Annotated in this window: 22 protein-coding genes; 12 read left to right on the forward strand and 10 right to left on the reverse strand. The window is 72.2% G+C overall.

Annotated elements, in window-relative coordinates:
• Positions 1–16 precede the first annotated feature (16 nt).
• The gene (locus ACGFWE_RS31185; protein WP_030317890.1) at positions 17–199 is read right to left on the reverse strand and encodes a hypothetical protein; all 183 of its coding nucleotides are present in this window, start codon (positions 197–199) and stop codon (positions 17–19) included.
• A 151-nt stretch (positions 200–350) separates the two neighbouring features.
• Here ACGFWE_RS31185 and ACGFWE_RS31190 point away from each other — a divergent pair, with 151 nt between their 5' ends.
• Together ACGFWE_RS31190 and ACGFWE_RS31195 are read left to right on the forward strand one after the other, a co-directional pair.
• Positions 351–788 carry a MarR family winged helix-turn-helix transcriptional regulator gene (locus ACGFWE_RS31190; protein ID WP_057608571.1) on the forward strand — a complete coding sequence of 146 codons (438 nt, stop codon included), beginning with the start codon at positions 351–353 and terminating at the stop codon, positions 786–788.
• A 25-nt stretch (positions 789–813) separates the two neighbouring features.
• Positions 814–2,160: an MFS transporter gene (locus tag ACGFWE_RS31195; RefSeq protein WP_393603248.1), complete on the forward strand. Its 1,347-nt coding sequence runs from the start codon at positions 814–816 to the stop codon at positions 2,158–2,160.
• A gap of 3 nt (positions 2,161–2,163) precedes the next feature.
• Here the strand turns inward: ACGFWE_RS31195 and ACGFWE_RS31200 are convergent, their stop codons facing one another.
• Complete coding sequence (locus ACGFWE_RS31200; RefSeq protein ID WP_352388766.1) at positions 2,164–2,694, reverse strand: GNAT family N-acetyltransferase; 531 nt, start codon at positions 2,692–2,694, stop codon at positions 2,164–2,166.
• A 26-nt stretch (positions 2,695–2,720) separates the two neighbouring features.
• Here ACGFWE_RS31200 and thpR point away from each other — a divergent pair, with 26 nt between their 5' ends.
• Positions 2,721–3,293 carry an RNA 2',3'-cyclic phosphodiesterase gene (thpR, locus tag ACGFWE_RS31205; RefSeq protein ID WP_352388768.1) on the forward strand — a complete coding sequence of 191 codons (573 nt, stop codon included), beginning with the start codon at positions 2,721–2,723 and terminating at the stop codon, positions 3,291–3,293.
• A 265-nt stretch (positions 3,294–3,558) separates the two neighbouring features.
• Here thpR and ACGFWE_RS31210 read toward each other — a convergent pair whose 3' ends face one another.
• The gene (locus tag ACGFWE_RS31210; RefSeq protein WP_352388770.1) at positions 3,559–4,485 is read right to left on the reverse strand and encodes a DUF3027 domain-containing protein; all 927 of its coding nucleotides are present in this window, start codon (positions 4,483–4,485) and stop codon (positions 3,559–3,561) included.
• A 382-nt stretch (positions 4,486–4,867) separates the two neighbouring features.
• Between ACGFWE_RS31210 and ACGFWE_RS31215 the strand changes: the two genes are divergently transcribed.
• The 4 genes from ACGFWE_RS31215 to ACGFWE_RS31230 all read left to right on the forward strand — a co-directional run bounded on the left by ACGFWE_RS31215 (position 4,868) and on the right by ACGFWE_RS31230 (position 8,306).
• Entirely contained in the window at positions 4,868–6,211 is a 1,344-nt protein-coding gene (locus tag ACGFWE_RS31215; protein WP_393603473.1) for an MFS transporter, read from the forward strand.
• A gap of 62 nt (positions 6,212–6,273) precedes the next feature.
• Complete coding sequence (locus ACGFWE_RS31220) at positions 6,274–6,777, forward strand: hypothetical protein (protein WP_352388772.1); 504 nt, start codon at positions 6,274–6,276, stop codon at positions 6,775–6,777.
• 13 nt (positions 6,778–6,790) lie between these two features.
• A complete protein-coding gene (locus tag ACGFWE_RS31225) occupies positions 6,791–7,456 on the forward strand; it encodes a futalosine hydrolase (protein ID WP_393603251.1) in 666 nt (221 codons plus the stop codon).
• On the forward strand, positions 7,446–8,306 hold the full coding sequence (locus ACGFWE_RS31230; protein WP_393603253.1) for a 1,4-dihydroxy-6-naphthoate synthase: 861 nt from the start codon (positions 7,446–7,448) through the stop codon (positions 8,304–8,306). Before ACGFWE_RS31225 ends, ACGFWE_RS31230 begins: the two co-directional genes overlap by 11 nt.
• Here ACGFWE_RS31230 and ACGFWE_RS31235 read toward each other — a convergent pair.
• Both ACGFWE_RS31235 and ACGFWE_RS31240 read right to left on the reverse strand, forming a co-directional pair.
• Entirely contained in the window at positions 8,299–8,754 is a 456-nt protein-coding gene (locus ACGFWE_RS31235) for a hypothetical protein (protein WP_352388778.1), read from the reverse strand. The two genes, ACGFWE_RS31230 and ACGFWE_RS31235, sit on opposite strands and share 8 nt — an antisense overlap.
• Positions 8,754–9,137, reverse strand: coding sequence for a cold-shock protein (locus tag ACGFWE_RS31240; RefSeq protein WP_007382863.1), 384 nt, complete (start codon positions 9,135–9,137; stop codon positions 8,754–8,756). The genes ACGFWE_RS31235 and ACGFWE_RS31240 overlap by 1 nt, the downstream gene beginning before the upstream one ends.
• A gap of 163 nt (positions 9,138–9,300) precedes the next feature.
• Here ACGFWE_RS31240 and ACGFWE_RS31245 point away from each other — a divergent pair, with 163 nt between their 5' ends.
• The gene (locus ACGFWE_RS31245; RefSeq protein ID WP_393603255.1) at positions 9,301–9,549 is read left to right on the forward strand and encodes a hypothetical protein; all 249 of its coding nucleotides are present in this window, start codon (positions 9,301–9,303) and stop codon (positions 9,547–9,549) included.
• On the opposite strand, the gene ACGFWE_RS31250 is transcribed toward ACGFWE_RS31245, so the two are convergent.
• Positions 9,528–10,178, reverse strand: coding sequence for an HAD family hydrolase (locus ACGFWE_RS31250; RefSeq protein WP_393603257.1), 651 nt, complete (start codon positions 10,176–10,178; stop codon positions 9,528–9,530). The two genes, ACGFWE_RS31245 and ACGFWE_RS31250, sit on opposite strands and share 22 nt — an antisense overlap.
• A 70-nt stretch (positions 10,179–10,248) precedes the next feature.
• The gene (locus ACGFWE_RS31255) at positions 10,249–11,328 is read right to left on the reverse strand and encodes a hypothetical protein (RefSeq protein WP_352388784.1); all 1,080 of its coding nucleotides are present in this window, start codon (positions 11,326–11,328) and stop codon (positions 10,249–10,251) included.
• A gap of 133 nt (positions 11,329–11,461) precedes the next feature.
• Here ACGFWE_RS31255 and ACGFWE_RS31260 point away from each other — a divergent pair, with 133 nt between their 5' ends.
• A complete protein-coding gene (locus tag ACGFWE_RS31260) occupies positions 11,462–13,987 on the forward strand; it encodes a helicase-associated domain-containing protein (protein WP_393603259.1) in 2,526 nt (841 codons plus the stop codon).
• A gap of 52 nt (positions 13,988–14,039) precedes the next feature.
• Here ACGFWE_RS31260 and ACGFWE_RS31265 read toward each other — a convergent pair whose 3' ends face one another.
• Positions 14,040–14,582, reverse strand: a complete 543-nt coding sequence (locus ACGFWE_RS31265; RefSeq protein WP_352388788.1) for a hypothetical protein — start codon at positions 14,580–14,582, stop codon at positions 14,040–14,042.
• 154 nt (positions 14,583–14,736) lie between these two features.
• Between ACGFWE_RS31265 and ACGFWE_RS31270 the strand changes: the two genes are divergently transcribed.
• A complete protein-coding gene (locus tag ACGFWE_RS31270) occupies positions 14,737–16,380 on the forward strand; it encodes a DNA repair helicase XPB (RefSeq protein ID WP_393603261.1) in 1,644 nt (547 codons plus the stop codon).
• 17 nt (positions 16,381–16,397) lie between these two features.
• Here the strand turns inward: ACGFWE_RS31270 and ACGFWE_RS31275 are convergent, their stop codons facing one another.
• Entirely contained in the window at positions 16,398–16,580 is a 183-nt protein-coding gene (locus ACGFWE_RS31275; RefSeq protein WP_352388792.1) for a hypothetical protein, read from the reverse strand.
• Between the two features lie 303 nt (positions 16,581–16,883).
• On the opposite strand from ACGFWE_RS31275, the gene ACGFWE_RS31280 reads away from it, so the two are divergent.
• Together ACGFWE_RS31280 and ACGFWE_RS31285 are read left to right on the forward strand one after the other, a co-directional pair.
• Positions 16,884–18,947 (forward strand): HelD family protein, encoded by a 2,064-nt coding sequence (locus ACGFWE_RS31280; RefSeq protein ID WP_393603263.1) that lies wholly within the window; start codon positions 16,884–16,886, stop codon positions 18,945–18,947.
• A 162-nt stretch (positions 18,948–19,109) separates the two neighbouring features.
• Entirely contained in the window at positions 19,110–19,880 is a 771-nt protein-coding gene (locus tag ACGFWE_RS31285; protein WP_393603265.1) for a hypothetical protein, read from the forward strand.
• Positions 19,881–20,008: 128 nt separating this feature from the next.
• Here the strand turns inward: ACGFWE_RS31285 and ACGFWE_RS31290 are convergent, their stop codons facing one another.
• Positions 20,009–20,701 (reverse strand): copper homeostasis protein CutC, encoded by a 693-nt coding sequence (locus ACGFWE_RS31290; protein ID WP_393603267.1) that lies wholly within the window; start codon positions 20,699–20,701, stop codon positions 20,009–20,011.
• Positions 20,702–20,752 lie beyond the last annotated feature (51 nt).

Consider the following 20,752-nt stretch of genomic DNA (forward strand, 5'->3'; position numbering starts at 1 on the left):
CTCACGTGACCCCCTCTCACGTCACCCCGTAGAACTTCTCGGTCTCGTCGACGGCGGTCTGGAACCGCTCGTCGAAGTCGTCCCGGATGAGCGTTCGGATCACATAGTCCTGGACGCTCATCCCCCTTTTGGCCGCATGGTCCCGGAGCCGCTCGAGCAGCTCCCCGTCTATCCGCAGGCTGAGCACACTGGTCCCCATGGAGTCGAGAGTCGCCGCCCACGGTGAGCGGCGTTCACTTTCCGCTGCCGACTCACTCGTACGGGTGAAGATCGGGTTTCCGTGGCGTGCGTCACGGGAATCCCCGTGCACCCCGGTTTGTTTAGCGAGAGTAATGAGTTACGCTAAAGAGATGCCGGACCTTACCCATGGCGACGACGTAGCCGCCGTGAACTCCCTGCGATCAGCCGTGATGCGACTGTCCCGTCGGCTCAAGCACCAGCGGGTCGACGAGTCGCTCAGCCCCACCGAGATGTCGGTGCTGGGCACCCTCTCCCTCTGCGGCAAGGCCACCCCGGGCGAGCTCGCCCGCAAGGAGCACGTGCAGCCGCCGTCGATGACCCGCATCGTGGCGCTGCTCGAGGCCAAGGGACTCGTCCGGCTGGAGCCGCACCCCGAGGACCGGCGCCAGAAGGTCGTCACCAAGACCGAGCAGGCCGAGGCCATGCTCGCGGAGAGCCGCGCCAAGCGGAACGCCTTCCTGGCCACCCTGGTAGACGGCCTCGACGAGGACGAGTGGGCGAAACTGCGCGCCGCCGCCCCCGTGCTGGAGAAACTCGCACACCTGTAAGTCACGAAGAGGAGGCGAACGCACTTTGAGTACGGGACCCGGAGCACCCTCCGCCCCCGCACCGATCCCTTCTACCTGTGTGTCCCGCAAGTCATCCATGTTCAGCTCGCTGAAGGTCAGGAACTACCGCCTGTTCTTCCTCGGCCAGGTCGTCTCCAACATCGGCACCTGGATGCAGCGCATCGCCCAGGACTGGCTGGTGCTCAGCCTCACCGGCTCCGCCACCGCCGTCGGCGTGACGACGGCCCTGCAATTCCTGCCGATGCTGCTCTTCGGCCTCTACGGCGGTGTCCTCGTCGACCGGCTGTCCAAGCGCCGCGCGCTGCTGTTCACGCAGTCCGCGATGGGCGCCACCGGCATCGCGCTCGCGGTCCTCACCCTGACCGGCCACGTCCAGGTCTGGCACGTCTACCTCGCCGCCTTCGCCGCGGGCCTCGCGACGGTCGTCGACAACCCGGCCCGCCAGTCGTTCGTCTCCGAGATGGTCGGCCCCGACCAGTTGCAGAACGCGGTCAGCCTGAACTCCGCGAACTTCCAGTCGGCCCGGCTGATCGGCCCCGCCGTCGCGGGCGTCATGATCACCGGCGTGGGCACCGGCTGGGCGTTCCTCGCCAACGGCCTGTCCTTCGTCGCCCCGCTGGTCGGCCTGCTGATGATGCGGTCGCGCGAGCTGTACGCCGTCGAGCGCGCCCCGCGCGGCAAGGGACAGCTGCGGGAGGGCCTTCAGTACGTGGCCGGGCGGCCGGAGCTGATCTGGACCATCGTCCTGGTCGGGTTCGTGTCCACCTTCGGCTTCAACTTCCCCGTCTATCTCTCGGCCTTCGCCGACGACGTCTTCCACGCGGGCGCGGGCTCCTACAGCCTCTTCAACACGGTGATGGCGGTCGGCTCCCTGGCCGGCGCCCTCCTCGCGGCCCGGCGCGGCACCGCCAAGATGCGGGTGCTGGTCGTGGGCGCGGTGGCCTTCGGCGCGCTGGAGATCGTGGCCGCGATCGCCCCCTCGCTGTGGCTTTTCGCCCTGCTCATGGCCCCGATCGGGATGTTCGGCATGACGGTCAACGTCACCGCGAACACCAGCGTGCAGATGGGCACCGACCCGGCCATGCGGGGCCGCGTGATGGCCCTGTACATGATGGTGTTCATGGGCGGCTCCCCGATCGGCGCGCCGATCGCCGGCTGGATCACCGACGCGTACGGCGTCCGCGCCGGCCTCGCGGTGGGCGGCGCGATCGCCGCGGTCGCGGCCGCGACGATCGGCCTGGTCCTGGCCCGCATGGGCAACCTGCGGCTGTCGGTCGGCTGGAACCGCGGCCACCCGCACGTGCGGTTCGTGCCCCGCGAGAATCAGGAGCAACTGGCCCCGGCGGCCTGAGCCCTACGGCCCTACCCGCCGGGCCAGCACCTGGCCCGGCCAGTCGTTGTTCGCCCCGGCGGTGTAGGTCTCCGTCGGGGTGAAGCCGTTGGCCTCGTAGTAGGCGACCAGTCTGCGGTCGCCGCCCGCGTAGCAGTCCACCCGCAGCAGGGCGACGCCCGCGCGCCGGGTCTCCTCGGCGGCGTGCGCGAGGAGGGCGCTGCCGATGCCGTGTCCCTTGAAGCGGCGGTCGGAGGCGAGCCAGTGGATGTACCGCTCGGGCTCGCCCGGCGGCGGGAGATGGGCCAGATACGCGCCCGGCGAGTCGGTGATCGTGAGGGTCGCCGCCGGCGCCCCGTCGGCCTCGGCGATGAACACGCGGCCCTCGTCGATGTACCGGGCGACGGACTCCACCGTCCTGGGGCTCGCGGACAGCGGCTCGGTTCCCCACTGCCCGGGACGCCCTTGCGCGACCAGCCACTCCACACAGCTGTCGAGCATGCCGAGGATCACGGGTATGTCGTCGGGTCCGCCGTCCCTGATGCTGATCTCCATGCCCTCATGGTGACAGGCTGCCCTCCATGAGACTCTTCGCCGCGGTGCTGCCCCCGCAGGACGTGACCGATGAACTCGCGCTGAAGGTCGCCGAGTTGAGGCGGCTTCCCGGAGCGTCCGAGCTGCGCTGGACCGGGGTGGCCGGCTGGCACTTCACGCTCGCCTTCTACGGCGAGGTCGACGAGGACGTCGTACCGGAGCTGTCGGAGCGGCTGGAGCGGGCGGCCCGGCACACCGCCCGTTTCCCGCTGGCCGTGCGCGGCGGTGGCCAGTTCGGGCACGGGCGGGCGCTGTGGGCGGGGGCCTCCGGTGATCTGCCGGTGCTGCGGCTGCTGGCCGAGCGGGCGGAGGCGGCGGGACGCCGGGCCGGGGTGGAGATGGGGGAGCACCGGCGGTACAAGGCTCATCTGACCGTGGCGCGCAGCCGGGAGGCGGTGGAGGCAGGGCCGTATCTCTCGGTTCTGGACGGATTCACGAGCCGTACCTGGACCGTCGACGAGCTGGCGCTGGTGCGGAGCAACCTTCCGAAGTCCGGGGTGCCGGGGGAGCAGCCCCGCTACGAGGTGGTCGGCCGCTGGGCGCTGGGCGGGGCCGGTTAGGCTCGATGCGTGGACCCGAAGACCCGGAACCGGATCATGGCCGGTGTGCTCGTGATGATGTTCGCCGTCGTGGCGCTGGCCGCCGTGCTCGGAAAGTAGGGCCCCGCTCCCGCATCGCACGTACCTGCCCTTCACGTCTCCTCGTCAGGGTGGGGCAGGACAGCGACGCCTCGATCATCGAACTGGGCCCCGCCGGTACCCCGCAGCACGTGACCGCCCAGGGGGTGGTGGACCGGGTGAAGCAGCGCCCCTGAGCGGGCCCGTCCTACGAGTGACCCAGCTCCGCCGCGTCCTCGTCCGTGACCACCGGCACCGATCCCGAGTCCGGTGCCGGGCGCAGCGGGAACGGGTCCACCCGGGTCTCGTCGATCACCGGCAGGGCCGGCTGCGGGGGCTTGGGCATGACGGCCGCTTCGGAGTGGCCTCCGCAGCCGTAGGACAGGGAGACCACACGGCCGTCGGCCGGGGCGAACTCGTTGGCGCACAGGCCGAATGCCTGGCCCAGCGAGCCTCCCAGCGGCACCAGGAAGCCGCAGCTGGCGCAGGGCGCCGGGGCCGCCTGGGCCATCGGCGTCTTGGCGCCGAAGGACTCCTCCCAGCGGTCGGCGGCGATGTGGAGGCCGTAACGGGACAGGACCCGGGCCCGGCGCATGCCCAGTTCCTCGGCGACCGCGGCGATCGAGCCGCGGGTCGGGACCACCGGGAGGTGCGACGGGGTGCCCGCCGTGAGCTCGGCGTCCTCGGCCTCGACCAGCTCGGCCATCTCCTCGGAGACCGGCGCGTTCGGCAGCGGCTCGTCCTCGCCGGTGTAGCCGGGCTCCAGGCGCAGGTCCTCGGCGTCGGTGGGGAGCAGATCGCCGGGGCCCATGTCGCCGGGGCGCAGGCGTTCGCTCCACGGCACCCACTCCGGTGCCAGCAGCGCGTCGGGGCCGGGGAGCAGGACGACCTCGTCCAGCGTCACCAGCTTGGCGCGGGAGGCGCGCGCCACCGTCACGGCCCAGCGCCAGCCCCGGTACCCGAGCTCCTTGCACTCGAAGAAGTGCGTGACGACCCGGTCTCCCTCGGAGACCAGGCCCGAGTGCTCGCCCACCACCCCGGGCGCGGCGGCCTCCTCGGCTGCGGCGCGGGCGAGGTCGACGGCCTCGGCGCACAGGCGGTCGGGGGTGCGGCTTCGCGTTGTCGCTGCGCTCACAGGTATCGCTTCTCTCCTACGCCGTCACTCGGGTGCGCCGGCCTGAAGGCGGTGGGTGCGGACGGAGCGGACCGGAGGACCGCGTCGACGTCCGCGCCCGATCGCGCTCGGGCGCACCTGCTCCCATCCATTCTGCGGGATGCCGGAGAGGCGCGCGGCCGAGAACGTTCGCCACGGCGCGCTACGCACGCTACCTGTTCGCCGCCGCTCGGCCTACACCGACGTGATGGTTCGTTGCCTCCAGTGGGCCCGCGGTGGCGCTTCATATGCGTTCATACGAGCGGTAACCGCACTACTCACAGCTTTCTCGGGGCACTATGACGGGGTGGCAGCCACGAGGACACCCCAGGGAGCCACCGGGATCGGTGGCGGTGCGGGCCGGATGACCGGGTCCGTACGCGCTGTCGGCCGTGCCCTGCACCTCCCGTTCACCGGTACGGCCCGCGGCATCCGCAAGGCGACCCACGCGCACGGGGCCGGCGAGTCCGGCCTCGGCAAGCTGATCGAACTGCACGCGGTCAACGGCGCCGGGGACGTGATGATCACCGTCGCCCTCGCCTCCACGGTGTTCTTCTCGGTGCCGACCGACGAGGCCCGTGGGCGCGTCGCCCTGTACCTCGCCATCACCATGGCCCCCTTCACGGTCCTCGCGCCCGTGATCGGCCCGCTCCTGGACCGCCTCCCGCACGGCCGCCGCGCCGCCATGGCGGGCGCCATGCTCGCCCGGGCGATGCTCTCGCTGATCATCGCCGGGGCGGTCGCCACGGGCAGCCTGGAGCTGTATCCGGCGGCCCTCGGTGTACTGGTGGCCTCCAAGGCGTACGGCGTCGTCAGAAGCGCGGTCGTGCCCCGTCTGCTCCCGCCCCGCTTCTCCCTCGTCAAGGCCAACTCCCGCGTCACCCTCGGCGGCCTCCTCGCCACGGGTGTCGCGGCCCCCATCGGCGCGGGACTCCAGGCCATCGGAGCGCGCTGGCCGCTTTACGGCGCCTTCGTGATCTTCATCGCCGGGATGTTCCTGTCCTTCTCGCTGCCGCCGAAGGTCGACTCCGCCAAGGGCGAGGACGTGGCGCTGCTCGCCGCCGACGAGGAGCACCTGCACGGGCCGCACCTCAAGCCCCTCAAGCGGCCCGGGCTGCGCACGGTGGGCACCGCCGTCACCCATGCCCTCGGCGCGAACGCCGCCCTGCGCTGGCTGTCCGGCTTCCTCACCTTCTTCCTCGCCTTCCTGCTGCGCGAGCATCCGCTGACCGGCGAGAGCGCGGCGGTCTCCCTGGGCCTGGTGGCCGTGTCGGCGGGCGTGGGCAACGCGCTCGGCACGGCGGTCGGGGCCTGGCTCAGGTCGCGGGCGCCGGAGATCATCATCCTGACGGTGGTGGCCATCGTGCTGGGCGCGGCGATCACGGCGGCGATCTTCTTCGGGGCGTTCCTGGTGGCCTGTCTGGCGGCCGTCGCCGGCTTCTCGCAGGCCCTGTCCAAGCTGTCCCTGGACGCGCTGATCCAGCGGGACGTACCCGAACTGGTCCGCACCTCGGCGTTCGCCCGCTCCGAGACGCTGCTGCAGGTGTCGTGGGTGTTCGGCGGCGCGGTCGGCATCGTGATGCCGCTCAACGGCTATCTCGGCCTGTCGGTGGCCGCCGCGGTCGTCGCCGCGGGCTGGCTGGCCACGGCGAAGGGGTTGCTCAGCTCGGCCCGGCACGGCAGTGCTCCCAAGGCGCGAGTGGCGTAACGAACAGGGCTCGCCGCACCCCGCGTAGAGGCACCGCTGTACCCGCCCGATAGCCTTCCGCCATGACCACGCTGCAATCCGATGTGCGACGCCGCCGCGCCGTCGCCGCCGCCGGCCTCGTTTCCGCCGGACTGCTCGTCCTGTCGGCCTGCGACAAGCCGACGCCGCGCGTCACCGTCACGGTCGGTTCGACCTCGGTGAGCTCCGAGGCCGTCTGCTACGACGACGGCAACGACCTCGGCAAGGCCAAGGCCGCCAAGTGCGCCCTGAAGAAGTCGGACGTCAAAACGATCAAGGTCAAGCAGAGCGAGACCCTGCGCGTCGGCGTCGACCGGAAGGTCGCGGACACCGGCTGGGCGCTGTGGATCAACGGCCAGCAGATGACGTACGTCTACAAGAAGTCGTACTACTCCTTCGAGGGTGTCGACCTCTTCGCCCAGCAGCAGGGCCAGGCGCCGCAGAAGACGCTGTACATCAGCATCGTCGAGCAGGACAAGCAGTCCTCCGGCGAGAGCAAGGCGTACAAGGGCGTGTGGAACTTCAAGCTGGAGAACTCCGACTACTGATCCGCCGTATCCGATGCGCATTTTCGTGGCCACCGCCGTCCCGGTCGAACGGGACGCGGTGGCCCGTGCGTTCGAAGGCACCGGGCTCCCCGTGGACGTCCTCGCCGTGGGGGTCGGGCCCGCTCTCGCCGCCGCCCGCACCGCCACCGCCCTCACCCGGGCCGCCGTGGCGGGTTCTCCCTACGGCCTCGTGGTCTCCGCCGGGATCGCGGGCGGTTTCCTGCCGCACGCGCCGGTCGGCTCGCTCGTCGTCGCCGACGAGATCACCGCGGCCGACCTCGGGGCGGAGACCGCCGACGGGTTCGTGCCGGTGACCGAGCTGGGATTCGGCGTCGTCACCCACCGTCCGCCCGAAACACTCGTACGGGCCGCGGTGGCCGCGACCGGGGGGCGCGCCGGAGCCGTGCTCACCGTCTCCACCGTGACGGGTACGGCCGCCCGCGCGGCCGCCCTGAGAGCACGCCATCCCACTGCCCTCGCCGAGGCCATGGAGGGCTTCGGGGTCGCCGAGGCGGCCGGGGCGCATGGCGTGCCCGTGCTGGAGATCCGTGCCGTGTCCAACCCGGTCGGTCCGCGCGACCGGGCCGCCTGGCGCATCGGCGACGCGCTCGCGGCCCTGACGGAGGGGTTCGGGAAGCTGACGCCCGTACTGGAGAGTTGGAGACACCATGACGACTGAGCCGACGACCGGATCACTGAGGATCGCCTACTCCCCCTGCCCGAACGACACCTTCGTCTTCGACGCCCTCGCGCACGGCCGGGTGCCGGGGGCGCCCGCGCTGGACGTGACCTTCGCCGACATCGACATCACCAACGGGATGGCGGAGCGCGGTGAGCTCGATGTGCTGAAGGTGTCGTACGCCGTGCTGCCGTACGTCCTCGACGAGTACGCGCTGCTGCCGTGCGGGGGTGCGCTGGGGCGCGGGTGCGGGCCGCTGGTGCTGACGCGGGAGGCGGGGGTGGACCTCACCGGCCGTACCGTCGCCGTGCCGTCCGAGAGGTCGACGGCGTATCTGCTGTTCCGGCTGTGGGCGGCGGACGTCCTCCCGGGCGGGGTCGGGGAGATCGTGGTGCTGCCGTTCCACGAGATCATGCCGGCCGTGCGGGACGGGAAGGTCGACGCGGGGCTCGTGATCCACGAGGCCCGGTTCACGTACCAGAACTACGGTCTGCACAAGCTCGCGGACATGGGCGAGCACTGGGAGTCGACGACCGGGCTGCCGATTCCCCTGGGGGCGATCATCGCGAAGCGGTCGCTGGGGGCGGAGCGGCTGTCACGGCTCGCCGAGTCCGTGCGTGCGTCCGTGCGGGCCGCGTGGGACGAGCCCGAGGTCTCCCGGCCCTATGTCATGGAGCACGCGCAGGAGATGGATCCCGCCGTCGCCGATCAGCACATCGGTCTGTACGTCAACGAGTTCACCGCGGACCTCGGCGAGGACGGATACGCGGCGATCCGGGGGCTGTTGACCCGGGCGGCCGCGGAAGGCCTGGTGCCGGCTCTGCGGCCCGACGCGCTGTCGTTCATCTGACGCGCTTGGGGGCGATGGGCCACTGCGCCAGTTTCAGCATGCCCAGCACTCGGTGGATCAGGAAGCCGGCCAGCGGGAGTTCCACGCACACCGCCAGTGCCACCGACCACCACACGTCCGGGGTGCCCAGGGCCAGCGAGACGTCGAACCACGCGTCGCAGACCAGCAGGGCCCCCGTCGACACGGCCGCCACCACGACCCCCCGGTGGCGGCGCCAGCCGAGCAGGGCCGTGGCGGCCATCGCGAGCAGGAGCAGGACGTCGAAGCCGACCCAGGTGGTGCGCCACTGACGGACCGTGTAGCCGCTGGGCAGCGTGAAGGCCAGCAGGATCGTCCACGGGACGAGGCCGATGGCGCAGACGGTCAGCAGTTCCAGGGTGTGGCGCCGCTGCCGCCGGATGTACTCCAGCAGCTGGGGGGACGGCGCCTCGGCCCGTATCTCGCTCATTACACGTCGAGTTGGTCGGCGACCGCTCTCAGAAGGCCGGCGATCTTCCCGCCGGCGGCCTTGTCGGGGTAGCGGCCGCGCTCCAGCATCGGTGTGATGTTCTCCAGGAGGGTCGTCAGATCCTGGACGATGGAGGCCAGTTCGTCCGGCTTCTTGCGCGTCGCCGCCGCGACCGAGGGGGTCGGGTCGAGGATGGCCACCGAGAGCGCCTGGTCACCGCGCTGCCCGGCGACCACTCCGAACTCCACCCGCTGCCCGGGCTTCAGCGTCTCGACTCCGGCGGGGAGGACCGAGGAATGGACGAAGACGTCACCGCCGTCGTCGCGGGAGAGAAAGCCGAAGCCCTTCTCACTGTTGAACCACTTGACCTTGCCGGTAGGCACGTCTGTCCTCGTCCTCGTACTCGTCGGAAAACTGCTTCTGGAAACGGGTCTTGATAGCACTGGGGCGGGTCGTGGGACCCGCCGGTACCAAGGCTAATGGTCTTCAGGCCGGTGACAAGACGTCCCCCGGTTGTTCCTTCGGGCAGGGAACTACCCTGGTCCGGTGCGTGACAAAACCCAAACGAATTCCACCGCTCCCGGTGACCGACTGATCCGTGCCGGAGCCATCGTGTTCTTCATCGGCGCGGTGGCCACTTTGGTCACCGTGGCCCCGTTTCTGCTCGGAACGAAGCCATTTCCGACGTACATGTTCGGATTGAGCATGCTCATGGCCGTCGGGTTCGTGGTGGCCGGTGCGGGCGTACTGCAATCGGTCGCGGCCGGAAGGCGTCAGGCGCGGGCCGGCCGGTAGTCCGCACGATAGGCCGAAAACCATCCCGGGAACTCGGTGAGATCGCCGAGGACGACATCGGCTCCGGCCTCGGTCAGTTCCTCTGCGCTGCACGGCCCCGTGGGCACCGCGACCGAGAACGCCCCGGCGATCCGCGCCCCGCGCACATCGCCGAGGTGGTCGCCGACGTACACGCTCGCGCCCTGCTCGCGCAGCGCCTCGCCCTTCTGCTCGGCCCACAGGTTGCCGATCACCGCGTCGGGCTCCATGCCCAGGTGCTTCATGTGCAGCTTGGCGTTGGGCTCCCACTTGGCCGTCACGACGATCGCCCGCCCGCCGGCCGCCTGCACGGCGTCCATGGCCTCGCGGGCGCCGGGCATCGCCCGGGTGCCGGTGATCGCGTACGACGGGTAGAGCTCGCGGTAGAGGTCCGCCATGGCGGCGATACGGTCCGCCGGGAACCAGTGCGCCATCTCCTCCGCCAGCGGCGGCCCGAGCCGCGTGACCACCAGGTCGGCGTCGACGTACGTCCCGGTCCGCTCGGACAGTTCCACCCAGCAGGCGTGGATGCCGGGGCGGGAGTCGATGAGCGTCATGTCGAGGTCGAAGCCGACGGTGGGTCCGGGGGCGGAGATGCTTGTAGAGGCCATATGGGTCATTGTGCCGGGGGCACCGAGGGCGCGGACACCGGGTTTTCGGGGCCTGCCGGCGCTTCGGGGCCTACCGGCGCCGCTGCGAGCGCCACACCAGGAACAGCGCCGACGCCACGGCCGCGCCCCGCACGACCCACGGCCAGGTCTCGGCGACCGCGTCGTTCATGTGGCCCCGGGCGATCGGCTCGCCCCAGCGGCCCTCGTTCCTCCCCCACAGCCACAGGAGCCCCGCGGTGAGCGAGAGGCTCGGCAGGAACACGACGGCCCATTTGGTCTCGGCGTCGGTCAGCCGGCGCGAGGCCCACGCGATGAGCCAGCCGACGACGAGGACGAGCAGGTTGCCGAGGACGGCACCGGCGACGAGCAGGGCGGCGGCGAGCAGGAGGAGGGGGTTGCTCCAGCCGCCGGCTCCGGGGACTGCGGCGCCTGGGACTGCGGCGGAGCCCTTGGCCCGGAAGAAACGGCGCCGACGGACCGGGGCGGCCTCGACGACCGGCTCCGCCGCCTTGACGACCGTCTTCGGCCTCCACCAGGCCGTGCGGGCCTTCACCACCGGCGCGGGCGGGGCCTGCTCCACGGCGGGCGCGGGCTCGGGCTTCCGCTCCTCCTTGGGCGGCGGTGGCTTCAGCAGCTCCGGGATCTCCACTCCGCCCACGAACCCCGGCACGCTGTCGCCGACGCCGAAGGGACTGCTGTCCACCCGCCACCAGTCGGGCTGTGCCGCGGTGTCGCCGAGTTCGTCCAGGCCGGCCAGATGGGGTCCGTTGGAGAGGTCGCGGGCGGGGGCGGGCTGGGGCGGGGTGTCGGGGCGCTGCCGGGGGACGGCCTTGCGCGGTCGCTTGGGCCGCTCGGGCTCCTCCGCCTCCCGGTCCCGCTGTACGGGCATGGCGACGACCGGTGCCTGCGGGGCGCTGTCCGCCGTACCGCCGGCGGCGGTGACCACCTCGTCGGGGCTGCCGAGCTTGGCGATGATCCGGCGGACGGCGGCGGGCGAGTCCACGGTGACCTTGGCGCGCCGCCGGTCGATCTCGTTGCGCAGTTCCGAGACGAGCCGCATACGGGTGGACGACGGCAACTGCCGCTGCTGCGCGACATCGCCGACGCGGCTCAGATACTCGTAGACGACCTGATCGCTCTCGATACCCACGAAGTCCCCTCCGGGGTTGGTGCGTTGGCTCCCCCGTGGGACGAAACTAGCGCACCGCACCCCGGGGCGCGCACCCCCGCCGACCCCACCTGCCCGGCCCGGCCGCCGGGGGCAACCCGCTACCGTTGGTCGGATGAGCAACCCGGCCGTACCGCCGCGCTCCCTCGCGGAAGCGCTCCGGGCCAGGGACGACGCATCCCTGGCCGCGCTTCTGCGTGCCCGCCCCGACCTCATCACGCCCGTCCCCACGGACCTGACGCAGCTCGCGACCCGGGCCGGGACGCGGGCGTCGGTGGTGCGGGCGCTGGAGCGGCTGGACCGTTTCACGCTGCAGACGGCGGAGGCGCTGGCGGTGGCGGCGGACCCGGCGCCGTACGGGGAACTGCTGGCGCTGCTGACCGGCGACGGCGGCGACCCGGCCGTGTCGGCCGCGCTCCCCCGCGCCCTTGTCACCCTGCGGGAGCAGGCCCTGGTGTGGGGGGACGACGACCGGCTGCGGCTGGTGCGCACGGCCCGTGAGCTGCTCGCGCCCTCGCCGCAGCATCCCTCGCCGACCGGGCTCGGGCCGACCGTGCAGGAGGCCACCGCGGGGATGTCGCCGGGCCGTATCCAGGACATCGTCACGGCGGCGGGGCTCGGTTCGACCCACGACGCGGTGTCCGCGGTGGCGTCGCTGACGGCCCTGTTCACCGACCGCAAGCGGATGTCGGCGCTGCTCGCCGGACTCCCGGAGGAGTCGCGGGAGGTGCTCTCGCGACTGGTGTGGGGCCCGCCGTACGGCCAGGTCACCGCGGAGCCGGCGGCCCATCTGCGCCGTCTCCTCGACCTGGGGCTGCTGGTGCCGACGGCGCCCGGGACGGTCGTACTGCCGCGCGAGGTCGCCCTGCATCTGCGCGGTGGCCGTGCGCACCGGGAGGTGGAGCCGCTGCCGCCGGCCGTGGAGCCCGCGGCGACCCACCGTCCACAGGTGGTGGACGCGACGGCGGCCGGGCAGGCGTACACCGCGCTCGCGACCGTCGAGGAGCTGCTGCGGGACTGGGACGAGGGCGGTCCCGCGGTGCTGCGGGCGGGCGGTCTGAGCGTCCGTGACCTCAAGCGCACGGCCGTCGCGCTGGACGTGGCGGAGCCGGTCGCCGCGTTCTGGGTCGAGCTGGCGTACGCGGCGGGCCTGCTGGCCTCCGACGGCGAGGCCGACGAGCGGTACGCGGCGACCCCGGCCCACGACGAGTGGCTGGAGCAGCCCGCGGCGCAGCGCTGGACCCGGCTGGCGGAGGCGTGGCTGACGGCGACGCGGGTGCCCGGTCTGGTGGGCGGCCGGGACGCGAAGGAGCGCACGCTGTCGACGCTGGGCCCGGGACTCGACCGCAGCGCGGCGCCGGAGGTACGGCACCGGGTGCTGACGCTGCTGGCGGGGCTGCCGGAAGGGGCGTCGCCGTCGAAGGAGTCGGTGCTGGCCCGGCTGCGCTGGGAGCGTCCGCTGCGGGGGCCGCAGCGCGAGGACGACCTGCGCTCACGGCTCACCGAGTGGACGCTGGCGGAGGCGGAGCTGCTGGGGGTGACGGGGCGGGGGGCGCTGTCGGGGCACGGGCGGGCGTTGCTCGGCGTGGCCGCGCCGAGGACGCCGGCCACGGCTCCGGAGGGCCCCGGCGACAAACTCCCCGTGCACCACCGTCCCCCTGTCACGGAGCCCCTGTCCCCCGTCGAGCAGGCCACCGCGTCCGCCGCGGCGGCCCGGCTGCTCGCACCGCTCCTGCCCGAACCGCTCGACCACGTCCTGCTCCAGGCCGACCTGACGGCGGTGGCGCCCGGTCCCCTGCAGCGGTCGCTGGCCGAGGTGCTGGACGTCCTGGCCGACGTGGAGTCCAAGGGCGGGGCGACGGTCTACCGGTTCACCCCCGCGTCGGTACGCCGTGCTCTGGACGCCGGTCAGTCCGCCTCCGACCTGCACGCCTTCCTCGCCACGCACGCGCGTACGCCGGTGCCGCAGCCGCTGACGTACTTGATCGACGACGTGGCCCGCAGGCACGGCCACCTTCGGGTGGGCGCGGCCTCCGCGTACGTCCGCTGCGACGACGACGCCCTGCTCAACGAGATCCTCGCCGACAAGCGCGCCGCGAACCTGCGCCTGCGCCGCCTGGCCCCGACCGTCCTCGCCGCCCAGGCCGACCCCGCGTCGCTCCTTGACGGCCTGCGCGCGATGGGCTTCGCCCCGGCCGCCGAGTCCGCGGAGGGCGATGTCCTGATCACCCGGGCCCACGCCCACCGCACCCCGCCGCGCACCGCCCCCGAACCCGTCCCGGACGGCCCCCCGATTCCCGACGCGACCCTCCTGTCGGCCGCGATCCGCGCCATCCGGGCCGGCGACCTGGCCTCGACGACCCCCCGCCGGCAGTCCGACCAGTCCCTGCCCGCCAGCGGCGCACTCCCCCGCACCAGCCCCGCCGAGACCCTCGCCACCATGCAGGCCGCGGTCCTCACCGGCGAGGCCCTGTGGATCGGCTACGTCAACGCCGAGGGCGCCGCCAGCCAGCGCGTCATCGCCCCCGTCCGCGTCGAGGGCGGCTTCGTGACGGCCTACGACCACACGGCGGACGAGGTCCGCACGTATCCCCTGCACCGGGTGACCGGGGTGGCGGAACTGGCGGAGGACACGGACTGACGACCGGTAAGGCGACGACCCTCTGACGGTCCGCGCGGTGTGCCGGGGCGGCTCAGCAGTCCGTGTTCACCGGGGCCGTGGCCGGCAGGCCGAAGTGGGTGCGGGCCGCCGATTCCAGGGGGGTGGAGGGCACGGTGGTGTCGAGTGCGGCGGTGATCGCGTGACCGAAGTGGGTCGTCAGCCACTCCGCGTTGCCCGCACCCTCGGGCGGCTCCTCCTGCGACACGACCACGTAGTCGCCGTCGGCCTCCCGCCGCAGCCGCAGCACCTGGGGCACCTCGGCGCCGCTGCACTCCACCAGCCGCCCCGCGCGCACCCCGTACTCCAGGCACAGCGTGCTGACGCCGGCCCGCACGAGTCCGTCCCGCTCCTCGAGGTCCAGCGCCTGCGCCCGGCAGAACCACCGGGCCCCGAGCCCGGGCTCGCTCTCCCCGTACCCGGTGCCGCGCGCCTGGTCCACGAGCCGCGCCTCGATGGCCGGCCGCACCCGGCTCCACAGGTCCGTGTCGACGTCCACCGGCCGCAGCGCCCAGGCACCGGTCGCCACCAGCAGCACTGCCGCGCCCCCGCCGACCACCCATCTGCCCGCAGACATCCCCATGTGTCCTCCCCGGCCGAGTCCCGCCAGTCAAGACACACGAGCGGGGGCCGAGGTTGCCCCGGGAGACCCGGCGGTCTCCTCGGCCTCCCTTGATCGTCCCCGGTTGAGGCACACTGGACGTTTGGCCCGTGCGGAAGGATGCCTGTACGTGAACGGTCCTCTCATCGTCCAGTCCGACAAGACCCTGCTGCTCGAGGTCGACCACGAGCAGGCCGACGCGTGCCGTCGGGCCATCGCGCCGTTCGCCGAGCTGGAGCGGGCGCCCGAGCACATCCACACCTACCGGGTGACCCCGCTCGGGCTGTGGAACGCGCGCGCCGCCGGACACGACGCCGAGCAGGTGGTCGACGCCCTGGTGCAGTACAGCCGGTATCCGGTGCCGCACGCCCTGCTCGTCGACGTCGCCGAGACGATGGACCGGTACGGGCGGCTCACACTCAGCAAGCACCCCGCCCACGGGCTCGTGCTCACCACCACCGACCGGCCGGTGCTGGAGGAGATCCTGCGCTCGAAGCGGATCATCCCGCTGGTCGGGGCGCGGCTCGACCCGGACACGGTGGCCGTGCACCCCTCCGAGCGCGGGCAGATCAAGCAGACGCTGCTGAAGCTGGGCTGGCCCGCCGAGGACCTCGCGGGGTACGTCGACGGCGAGGCGCACGCGATCGAGCTGGACGAAGACGGGTGGGCGCTCAGGCCCTACCAGAAGCAGGCCGTGGAGAACTTCTGGCACGGCGGCAGCGGGGTCGTGGTGCTGCCCTGCGGTGCCGGTAAGACCCTCGTCGGCGCCGGGGCCATGGCGCAGGCCAAGTCGACCACCCTCATCCTCGTCACCAACACCGTCTCGGCCCGGCAGTGGAAGCACGAGCTCATCAAGCGCACCTCCCTGACCGAGGAGGAGATCGGCGAGTACAGCGGGACGCGCAAGGAGATCCGGCCCGTCACCATCGCCACCTACCAGGTGCTGACGACCCGGCGGAAGGGCGTCTACCCGCATCTGGAGCTCTTCGACTCCCGGGACTGGGGGCTCATCCTCTACGACGAGGTGCACCTGCTGCCGGCGCCCGTCTTCAAGTTCACCGCCGACCTCCAGGCCCGGCGGCGGCTGGGGCTGACCGCGACCCTCGTCCGGGAGGACGGGCGGGAGTCGGACGTCTTCTCACTGATCGGGCCCAAGCGGTTCGACGCGCCGTGGAAGGAGATCGAGGCGCAGGGCTACATCGCGCCGGCCGACTGCGTCGAGGTGCGGGTGAACCTCACCGATTCCGAGCGGCTCGCCTATGCCACCGCCGAGCAGGAGGAGAAGTACCGCTTCTGTGCCACGACCGCGACGAAGCGGAAGGTCACGGAGGCTCTGGTACGGCGGTTCGCGGGCCAGCAGATCCTGGTGATCGGCCAGTACATCGACCAGCTCGACGAACTCGGCGAGCATCTGAACGCCCCCGTCATCAAGGGCGAGACCTCCAACGCCCAGCGCGAGAAGCTCTTCGAATCCTTCCGGCAGGGCGAGATCAGCGTGCTGGTGGTGTCCAAGGTCGCGAACTTCTCCATCGACCTGCCGGAGGCGACCGTCGCCATCCAGGTCTCGGGCACCTTCGGCTCCCGCCAGGAGGAGGCTCAGCGGCTCGGCAGGGTCCTGCGCCCGAAGGCGGACGGCCACCAGGCCCACTTCTACTCGGTGGTCGCCCGCGACACCATCGACCAGGACTTCGCCGCGCACCGCCAGCGGTTCCTGGCGGAACAGGGGTACGCCTACCGGATCGTGGACGCGGACGAGCTGCTCGCGGACAGCTGACCGGCGGCCACCTGCGACTACCTGCGGCGGACGCCGGCTTCCTCGCCGTACTCGCCGAGTATGACGACGTCGAAGGCGGCACCGGCGAAGACGCGGATCGCCCGCAGGGCGTTGCCCAGGCGGTGGGTGCTGTGGGTACCGGAGAGGGGGGTCGCCCCGGACGGGCGACCGGGGGCTGGGGTGAAGGTCGCTGCGCTCATGCCTCCATAGTGGCTTTCGAGGCATAAGGAGGGCATCGGTCCCAGGTATCCACTTCTTGTGCTACCTGAGGACTGCCCGTGGGTGGACCCACCCCGAGAGGAGGAGGGGCGATCCCTTAGGGGCCTGGAGGGCCGGGGGCCGGGGGCCGGGGAACCGAGGGCCGGGGAAATCCGTTGGCCCCCTCCCACGCCGCCCCTCTAGAATCTCCCCCCTTGCCCGCCTCCCTCACGGAGTGCCGCCGCCCGGACGGAAACCGGTCGGCATCCCACCACGCGGCCCGCAGCACCCTCGGAGGCACCCCCTTGTCCAGGCCGTCCACTCCCGTGCCCGCGCACGACGACCCCCTCGCCCGCGAACGCTCCCACCTCGCCGGCTCCCGTGCCGCACTGAGAGCCATGCGCGAGGACGCCGAGTCGCTGGACATCAAGGACGTCACCGCGAACTGGGTCAACGCCGAGGTCCTGGCCCGCCAGATCGGCGAGCGCATCAAGTCGCTGGCCGACCTCAGCGACACCCCGCTGTTCTTCGGCCGCCTCGACTACCTGCACTCCCCCGGCGCCGACCGGGCCGAGGGCGCTGAGGGGGAGCGCTTCTACATCGGCCGCCGGCACGTCCACGACCACGACGGCGACCCGATGGTGATCGACTGGCGGGCGCCGGTCTCGCAGCCGTTCTACCGGGCGTCCAAGAAGGACCCGATGGACATCGGGCTGCGCCGCCGTTTCGGCTACACACGCGGTGAGATCACCGCCTACGAGGACGAGCACCTCTCCGACCCCGCCGAGGCCGCGGCCACCAGCAAGCTGCTCCAACAGGAGATCGAGCGCCCGCGCGTCGGCCCGATGCGCGACATCGTGGCGACCATCCAGCCCGAGCAGGACGAGATCGTACGGTCCGGTCTCGGCGGCACGGTCTGCGTACAGGGAGGCCCCGGCACCGGGAAGACCGCTGTCGGCCTCCACCGAGTCGCCTATCTCCTCTACGCACACCGCGAGCGGCTCGCCCGCACCGGCACCCTCGTGATCGGGCCGAACCGGTCCTTCCTGCACTACATCGAGCAAGTCCTGCCCGCGCTGGGCGAGTTGTCGGTCAAGCAGGCGACCGTCGACGACCTGGTGGCGGCGGGCCTGGAGGTGCGCGGCACCGATGACGCGGCCGCCGCCGTACTCAAGGGTGACGCGAGGATGGCTCAGGTGCTCAGGCGGGCCGTCTACTCGCACGTGACGATGCCCACCGAGCCGGTGATGGTGGTGCGCGGGTCGCGCAGGTGGCGGGTCCCGGCGTACGAGATCGAGGAGATCGTGAGGGAGCTGCTCGACCGGGGCATCCGGTACGGCGCCGCCCGCGAGGCCCTTCCGCAGCGGATCGCGCATGCCGTGCTGGTGCAGATGGAGCGGTCGGGGGAGGCTCCGGACGACCGGGTGCAGGACGCGGTGGCCCGCAATCCGGCGGTGAAGGCGGCGGTGAAGGCGATCTGGCCGCCGGTGGATCCTGCGAAGCTGGTGCTCCGGCTGCTGACGGACGCGGACTTCCTCGCCGTACACGCGGACGGGATCCTCGACGAGGACGAGCGCAAGACGATCCTGTGGGCGAAGCCGGTGCGGTCGGTGAAGTCGGCCAAGTGGTCTTCCGCGGACTCGGTGTTGATCGACGAGGCGACGGACATCGTGGAGCGCACGCACTCGCTGGGGCATGTGGTGCTCGACGAGGCGCAGGACCTGTCCCCCATGCAGTACCGCGCGGTCGGCCGCCGCTGCTCGACCGGTTCGGCGACGGTCCTCGGCGACCTGGCACAGGGCACCACGCCGTGGGCGACGCGGAGTTGGGACGAGGCGCTGGCCCACCTCGGCAAGGCGGACGGGGTGATCGAGGAGCTGACGGCCGGTTTCCGCGTCCCGACGGACGTCATCACATACGCCTCCCGTCTCCTCCCGCACATCGCGCCGGGTCTGACGCCGGTCGCGTCGGTCCGTGAGAACCCGGGTTTCTTCGACGTGCGCGAGATCTCCGGTGCGGGCGAAGTGGTCGCCGCGTGCGAGGAGTTGCTGCGCAACGAGGGTTCGACCGGTCTGATCGCGGCGGACGCCCGCGTCCCGGAACTGGCCGAGGCGCTGACGGCGGCGGGGATCCCGTATCTCGCCCCGGGCGAGGAGACCACGGCCGAGACCCGTCTGACCCTGGTCCCGGCGTCCCTCGCCAAGGGCCTCGAGTACGACTACGTCGTCCTGGACGAGCCGCAGGCGGTGGTGGACGGCGAACCGGACGAACGCACGGGCCTGCGACGGCTGTACGTGGCCCTGACCCGAGCGGTGTCAGGCCTGACCGTGACCCACACGGCCCCGCTGCCCGCGGCGCTCGCCGGGTAGGGTGCTGATCCGTTCCGCCATGTCCCCCCGGAGAGGCCCCCGTTGAGCACGCCACCGCCCCCGCACCCCGCGTATTCGCCGAATCCGGGGCCTTATCAGCAGACACCGGCTTCGGGGACCCACCAGCAGGCGCCGACGCCCGTCCCGGGGCCGTATCAGCAGGTGCCCGCCCCGTGGCCGTACCAGCAACTGCCCACCCCCGGCTGGCCGCAGCAGTACGGCGGCGGCCAGCCGACGGGAGGACCGGGGCCGGTGGCCTGTCAGATCTGCGGGGCGGCGCCCGCCGCGCCGGTGACGATCCGCGGTCACCAGGGGATGCTGGTGATCATGCGGTTCCTGAAGCGCGAGGGGATGTTCTGCCGCACCTGCGCGCTGGCGAGCTTCAGGGACATGCAGGCGGACACGATGGTGCTGGGCTGGTGGGGTCCCCTGTCGCTGCTGATCACTCCCTTCACCCTGCTGGCCAACCTCGGCGCGCTGTCCGGCATCCGGCGGATCCCGGAACCGGTCGCCCCGGGGTTCCGGCCGCCCCTGGACCCCGGCAAGCCGGTGTTCAAGCGGCCGGCGGGCATCCTGGCCCTGATCCCGATGGGCCTGCTGGGCCTGGCGGTGTTCGCGTTCACGGCGCTCCTGGCCATCGGTCTGGTGGCGGGCCCGAGCAGGGAGAGCGGTGCAAGCAGTGATGACAGCGGCAGGGGTCTTTCCGACTACCCGAGCGGCGACTACCCGACCCTGACGGTCGGCTCATGTGCCCGCAACGACGCCACCTGGCCCTACGAGAACCTCAAGCCCGAGCCCTGTGACTCCCCTGCCGCGCAGTACAGCGTCCACCTCTGGACGAACGACTCGTGCACGTCCGAGGACCACTCCGTCGGCCCGTCGTACAGCAAGGACCACGACGAGCCCCTGTGTCTGCGCCCTCTGAAGGGCTGACCGGGCACCTCGCCCACCACCCGCCGCCCCGCCGACGTCAAACGCGCCGCCCCCGCAGCCCCCGCCCAACCTGGCGCAGTCCCCTGCCCCCGTGCTCGCCGGCCCCCCGCACCCCCGGGGTGATCCCCTCACCCCACATCCAAAACCCGCCGCCACTCCGCAACCGCCTCCGCCGACACCGGCATCCCCCAGCCCTCCCGCCTCGCCGCCCCGCCGATGTGGAAGGCGTCGATGCCTGCCGCTCGGAGTCTCGGGACGTGGTCCAGTCGTAGGCCTCCGCCGACCAGGAGCTGGGGCTCGTACCCCGGATCCCCCGCCCTCGACGCCTCCGCGAGGAGCACCGGGAGCCCCTCGTCGACGCCCGCCGCCGACCCCGCGGTGAGGTAGGTGTCCAGGCCCGGGAGGTCGGCCAGCTGCTTGCGCAGGGCGTCCCGGTCCGTCGCGTGGTCGATGGCCCGGTGGAAGGTCCAGCGGCACCCGTCCAGCGCCCCGACGACCCGCTCCACGGCCCTCAGGTCCACCTCGTCGTCCGCGTCCAGGAACCCCAGCACGAACTCCTCGGCCCCGGCGTCCCGCATCTCGCCCGCCGCCCGGACCACCCGCGAGACGTCCCCCGCGCCGAACCCGCCCGACAACCGCAGCATCACCCGCAGCGAGATGTCCACGGCCCCCCGGATCTCCGCGACCGTCGCGACCGCCGGCGTCAGACCGTCCGCCGCCATGTCGGTCACCAGTTCCAGCCGGTCCGCGCCTCCGGCCTGGGCGGCGATCGCGTCCTCGACGTCGAGGGCGATCACCTCCAGGACTGCACGCTTGCTCATGGGACCCCATTCGTCGACGGTCTCGGGCGGCTACAGGTCTAGTCCAATTCC

It is taken from the genome of Streptomyces sp. NPDC048523, assembly GCF_043199815.1.
Taxonomy (GTDB): Bacteria; Actinomycetota; Actinomycetes; order Streptomycetales; family Streptomycetaceae; genus Streptomyces.

Excerpts from the sequence above, each read along its gene's own strand:
- ACGFWE_RS31185 (WP_030317890.1), bottom strand. The coding sequence starts at position 199 with ATGGGGACCAGTGTGCTCAGCCTGCGGATAGACGGGGAGCTGCTCGAG.
- ACGFWE_RS31190 (WP_057608571.1), top strand. The coding sequence starts at position 351 with ATGCCGGACCTTACCCATGGCGACGACGTAGCCGCCGTGAACTCCCTG.
- ACGFWE_RS31200 (WP_352388766.1), bottom strand. The coding sequence starts at position 2,694 with ATGGAGATCAGCATCAGGGACGGCGGACCCGACGACATACCCGTGATC.
- thpR (WP_352388768.1), top strand. The coding sequence starts at position 2,721 with ATGAGACTCTTCGCCGCGGTGCTGCCCCCGCAGGACGTGACCGATGAA.
- ACGFWE_RS31215 (WP_393603473.1), top strand. The coding sequence starts at position 4,868 with ATGACCGGGTCCGTACGCGCTGTCGGCCGTGCCCTGCACCTCCCGTTC.
- ACGFWE_RS31220 (WP_352388772.1), top strand. The coding sequence starts at position 6,274 with ATGACCACGCTGCAATCCGATGTGCGACGCCGCCGCGCCGTCGCCGCC.
- ACGFWE_RS31225 (WP_393603251.1), top strand. The coding sequence starts at position 6,791 with ATGCGCATTTTCGTGGCCACCGCCGTCCCGGTCGAACGGGACGCGGTG.
- ACGFWE_RS31230 (WP_393603253.1), top strand. The coding sequence starts at position 7,446 with ATGACGACTGAGCCGACGACCGGATCACTGAGGATCGCCTACTCCCCC.
- ACGFWE_RS31235 (WP_352388778.1), bottom strand. The coding sequence starts at position 8,754 with ATGAGCGAGATACGGGCCGAGGCGCCGTCCCCCCAGCTGCTGGAGTAC.
- ACGFWE_RS31250 (WP_393603257.1), bottom strand. The coding sequence starts at position 10,178 with ATGGCCTCTACAAGCATCTCCGCCCCCGGACCCACCGTCGGCTTCGAC.
- ACGFWE_RS31260 (WP_393603259.1), top strand. The coding sequence starts at position 11,462 with ATGAGCAACCCGGCCGTACCGCCGCGCTCCCTCGCGGAAGCGCTCCGG.
- ACGFWE_RS31265 (WP_352388788.1), bottom strand. The coding sequence starts at position 14,582 with ATGTCTGCGGGCAGATGGGTGGTCGGCGGGGGCGCGGCAGTGCTGCTG.
- ACGFWE_RS31275 (WP_352388792.1), bottom strand. The coding sequence starts at position 16,580 with ATGAGCGCAGCGACCTTCACCCCAGCCCCCGGTCGCCCGTCCGGGGCG.
- ACGFWE_RS31290 (WP_393603267.1), bottom strand. The coding sequence starts at position 20,701 with ATGAGCAAGCGTGCAGTCCTGGAGGTGATCGCCCTCGACGTCGAGGAC.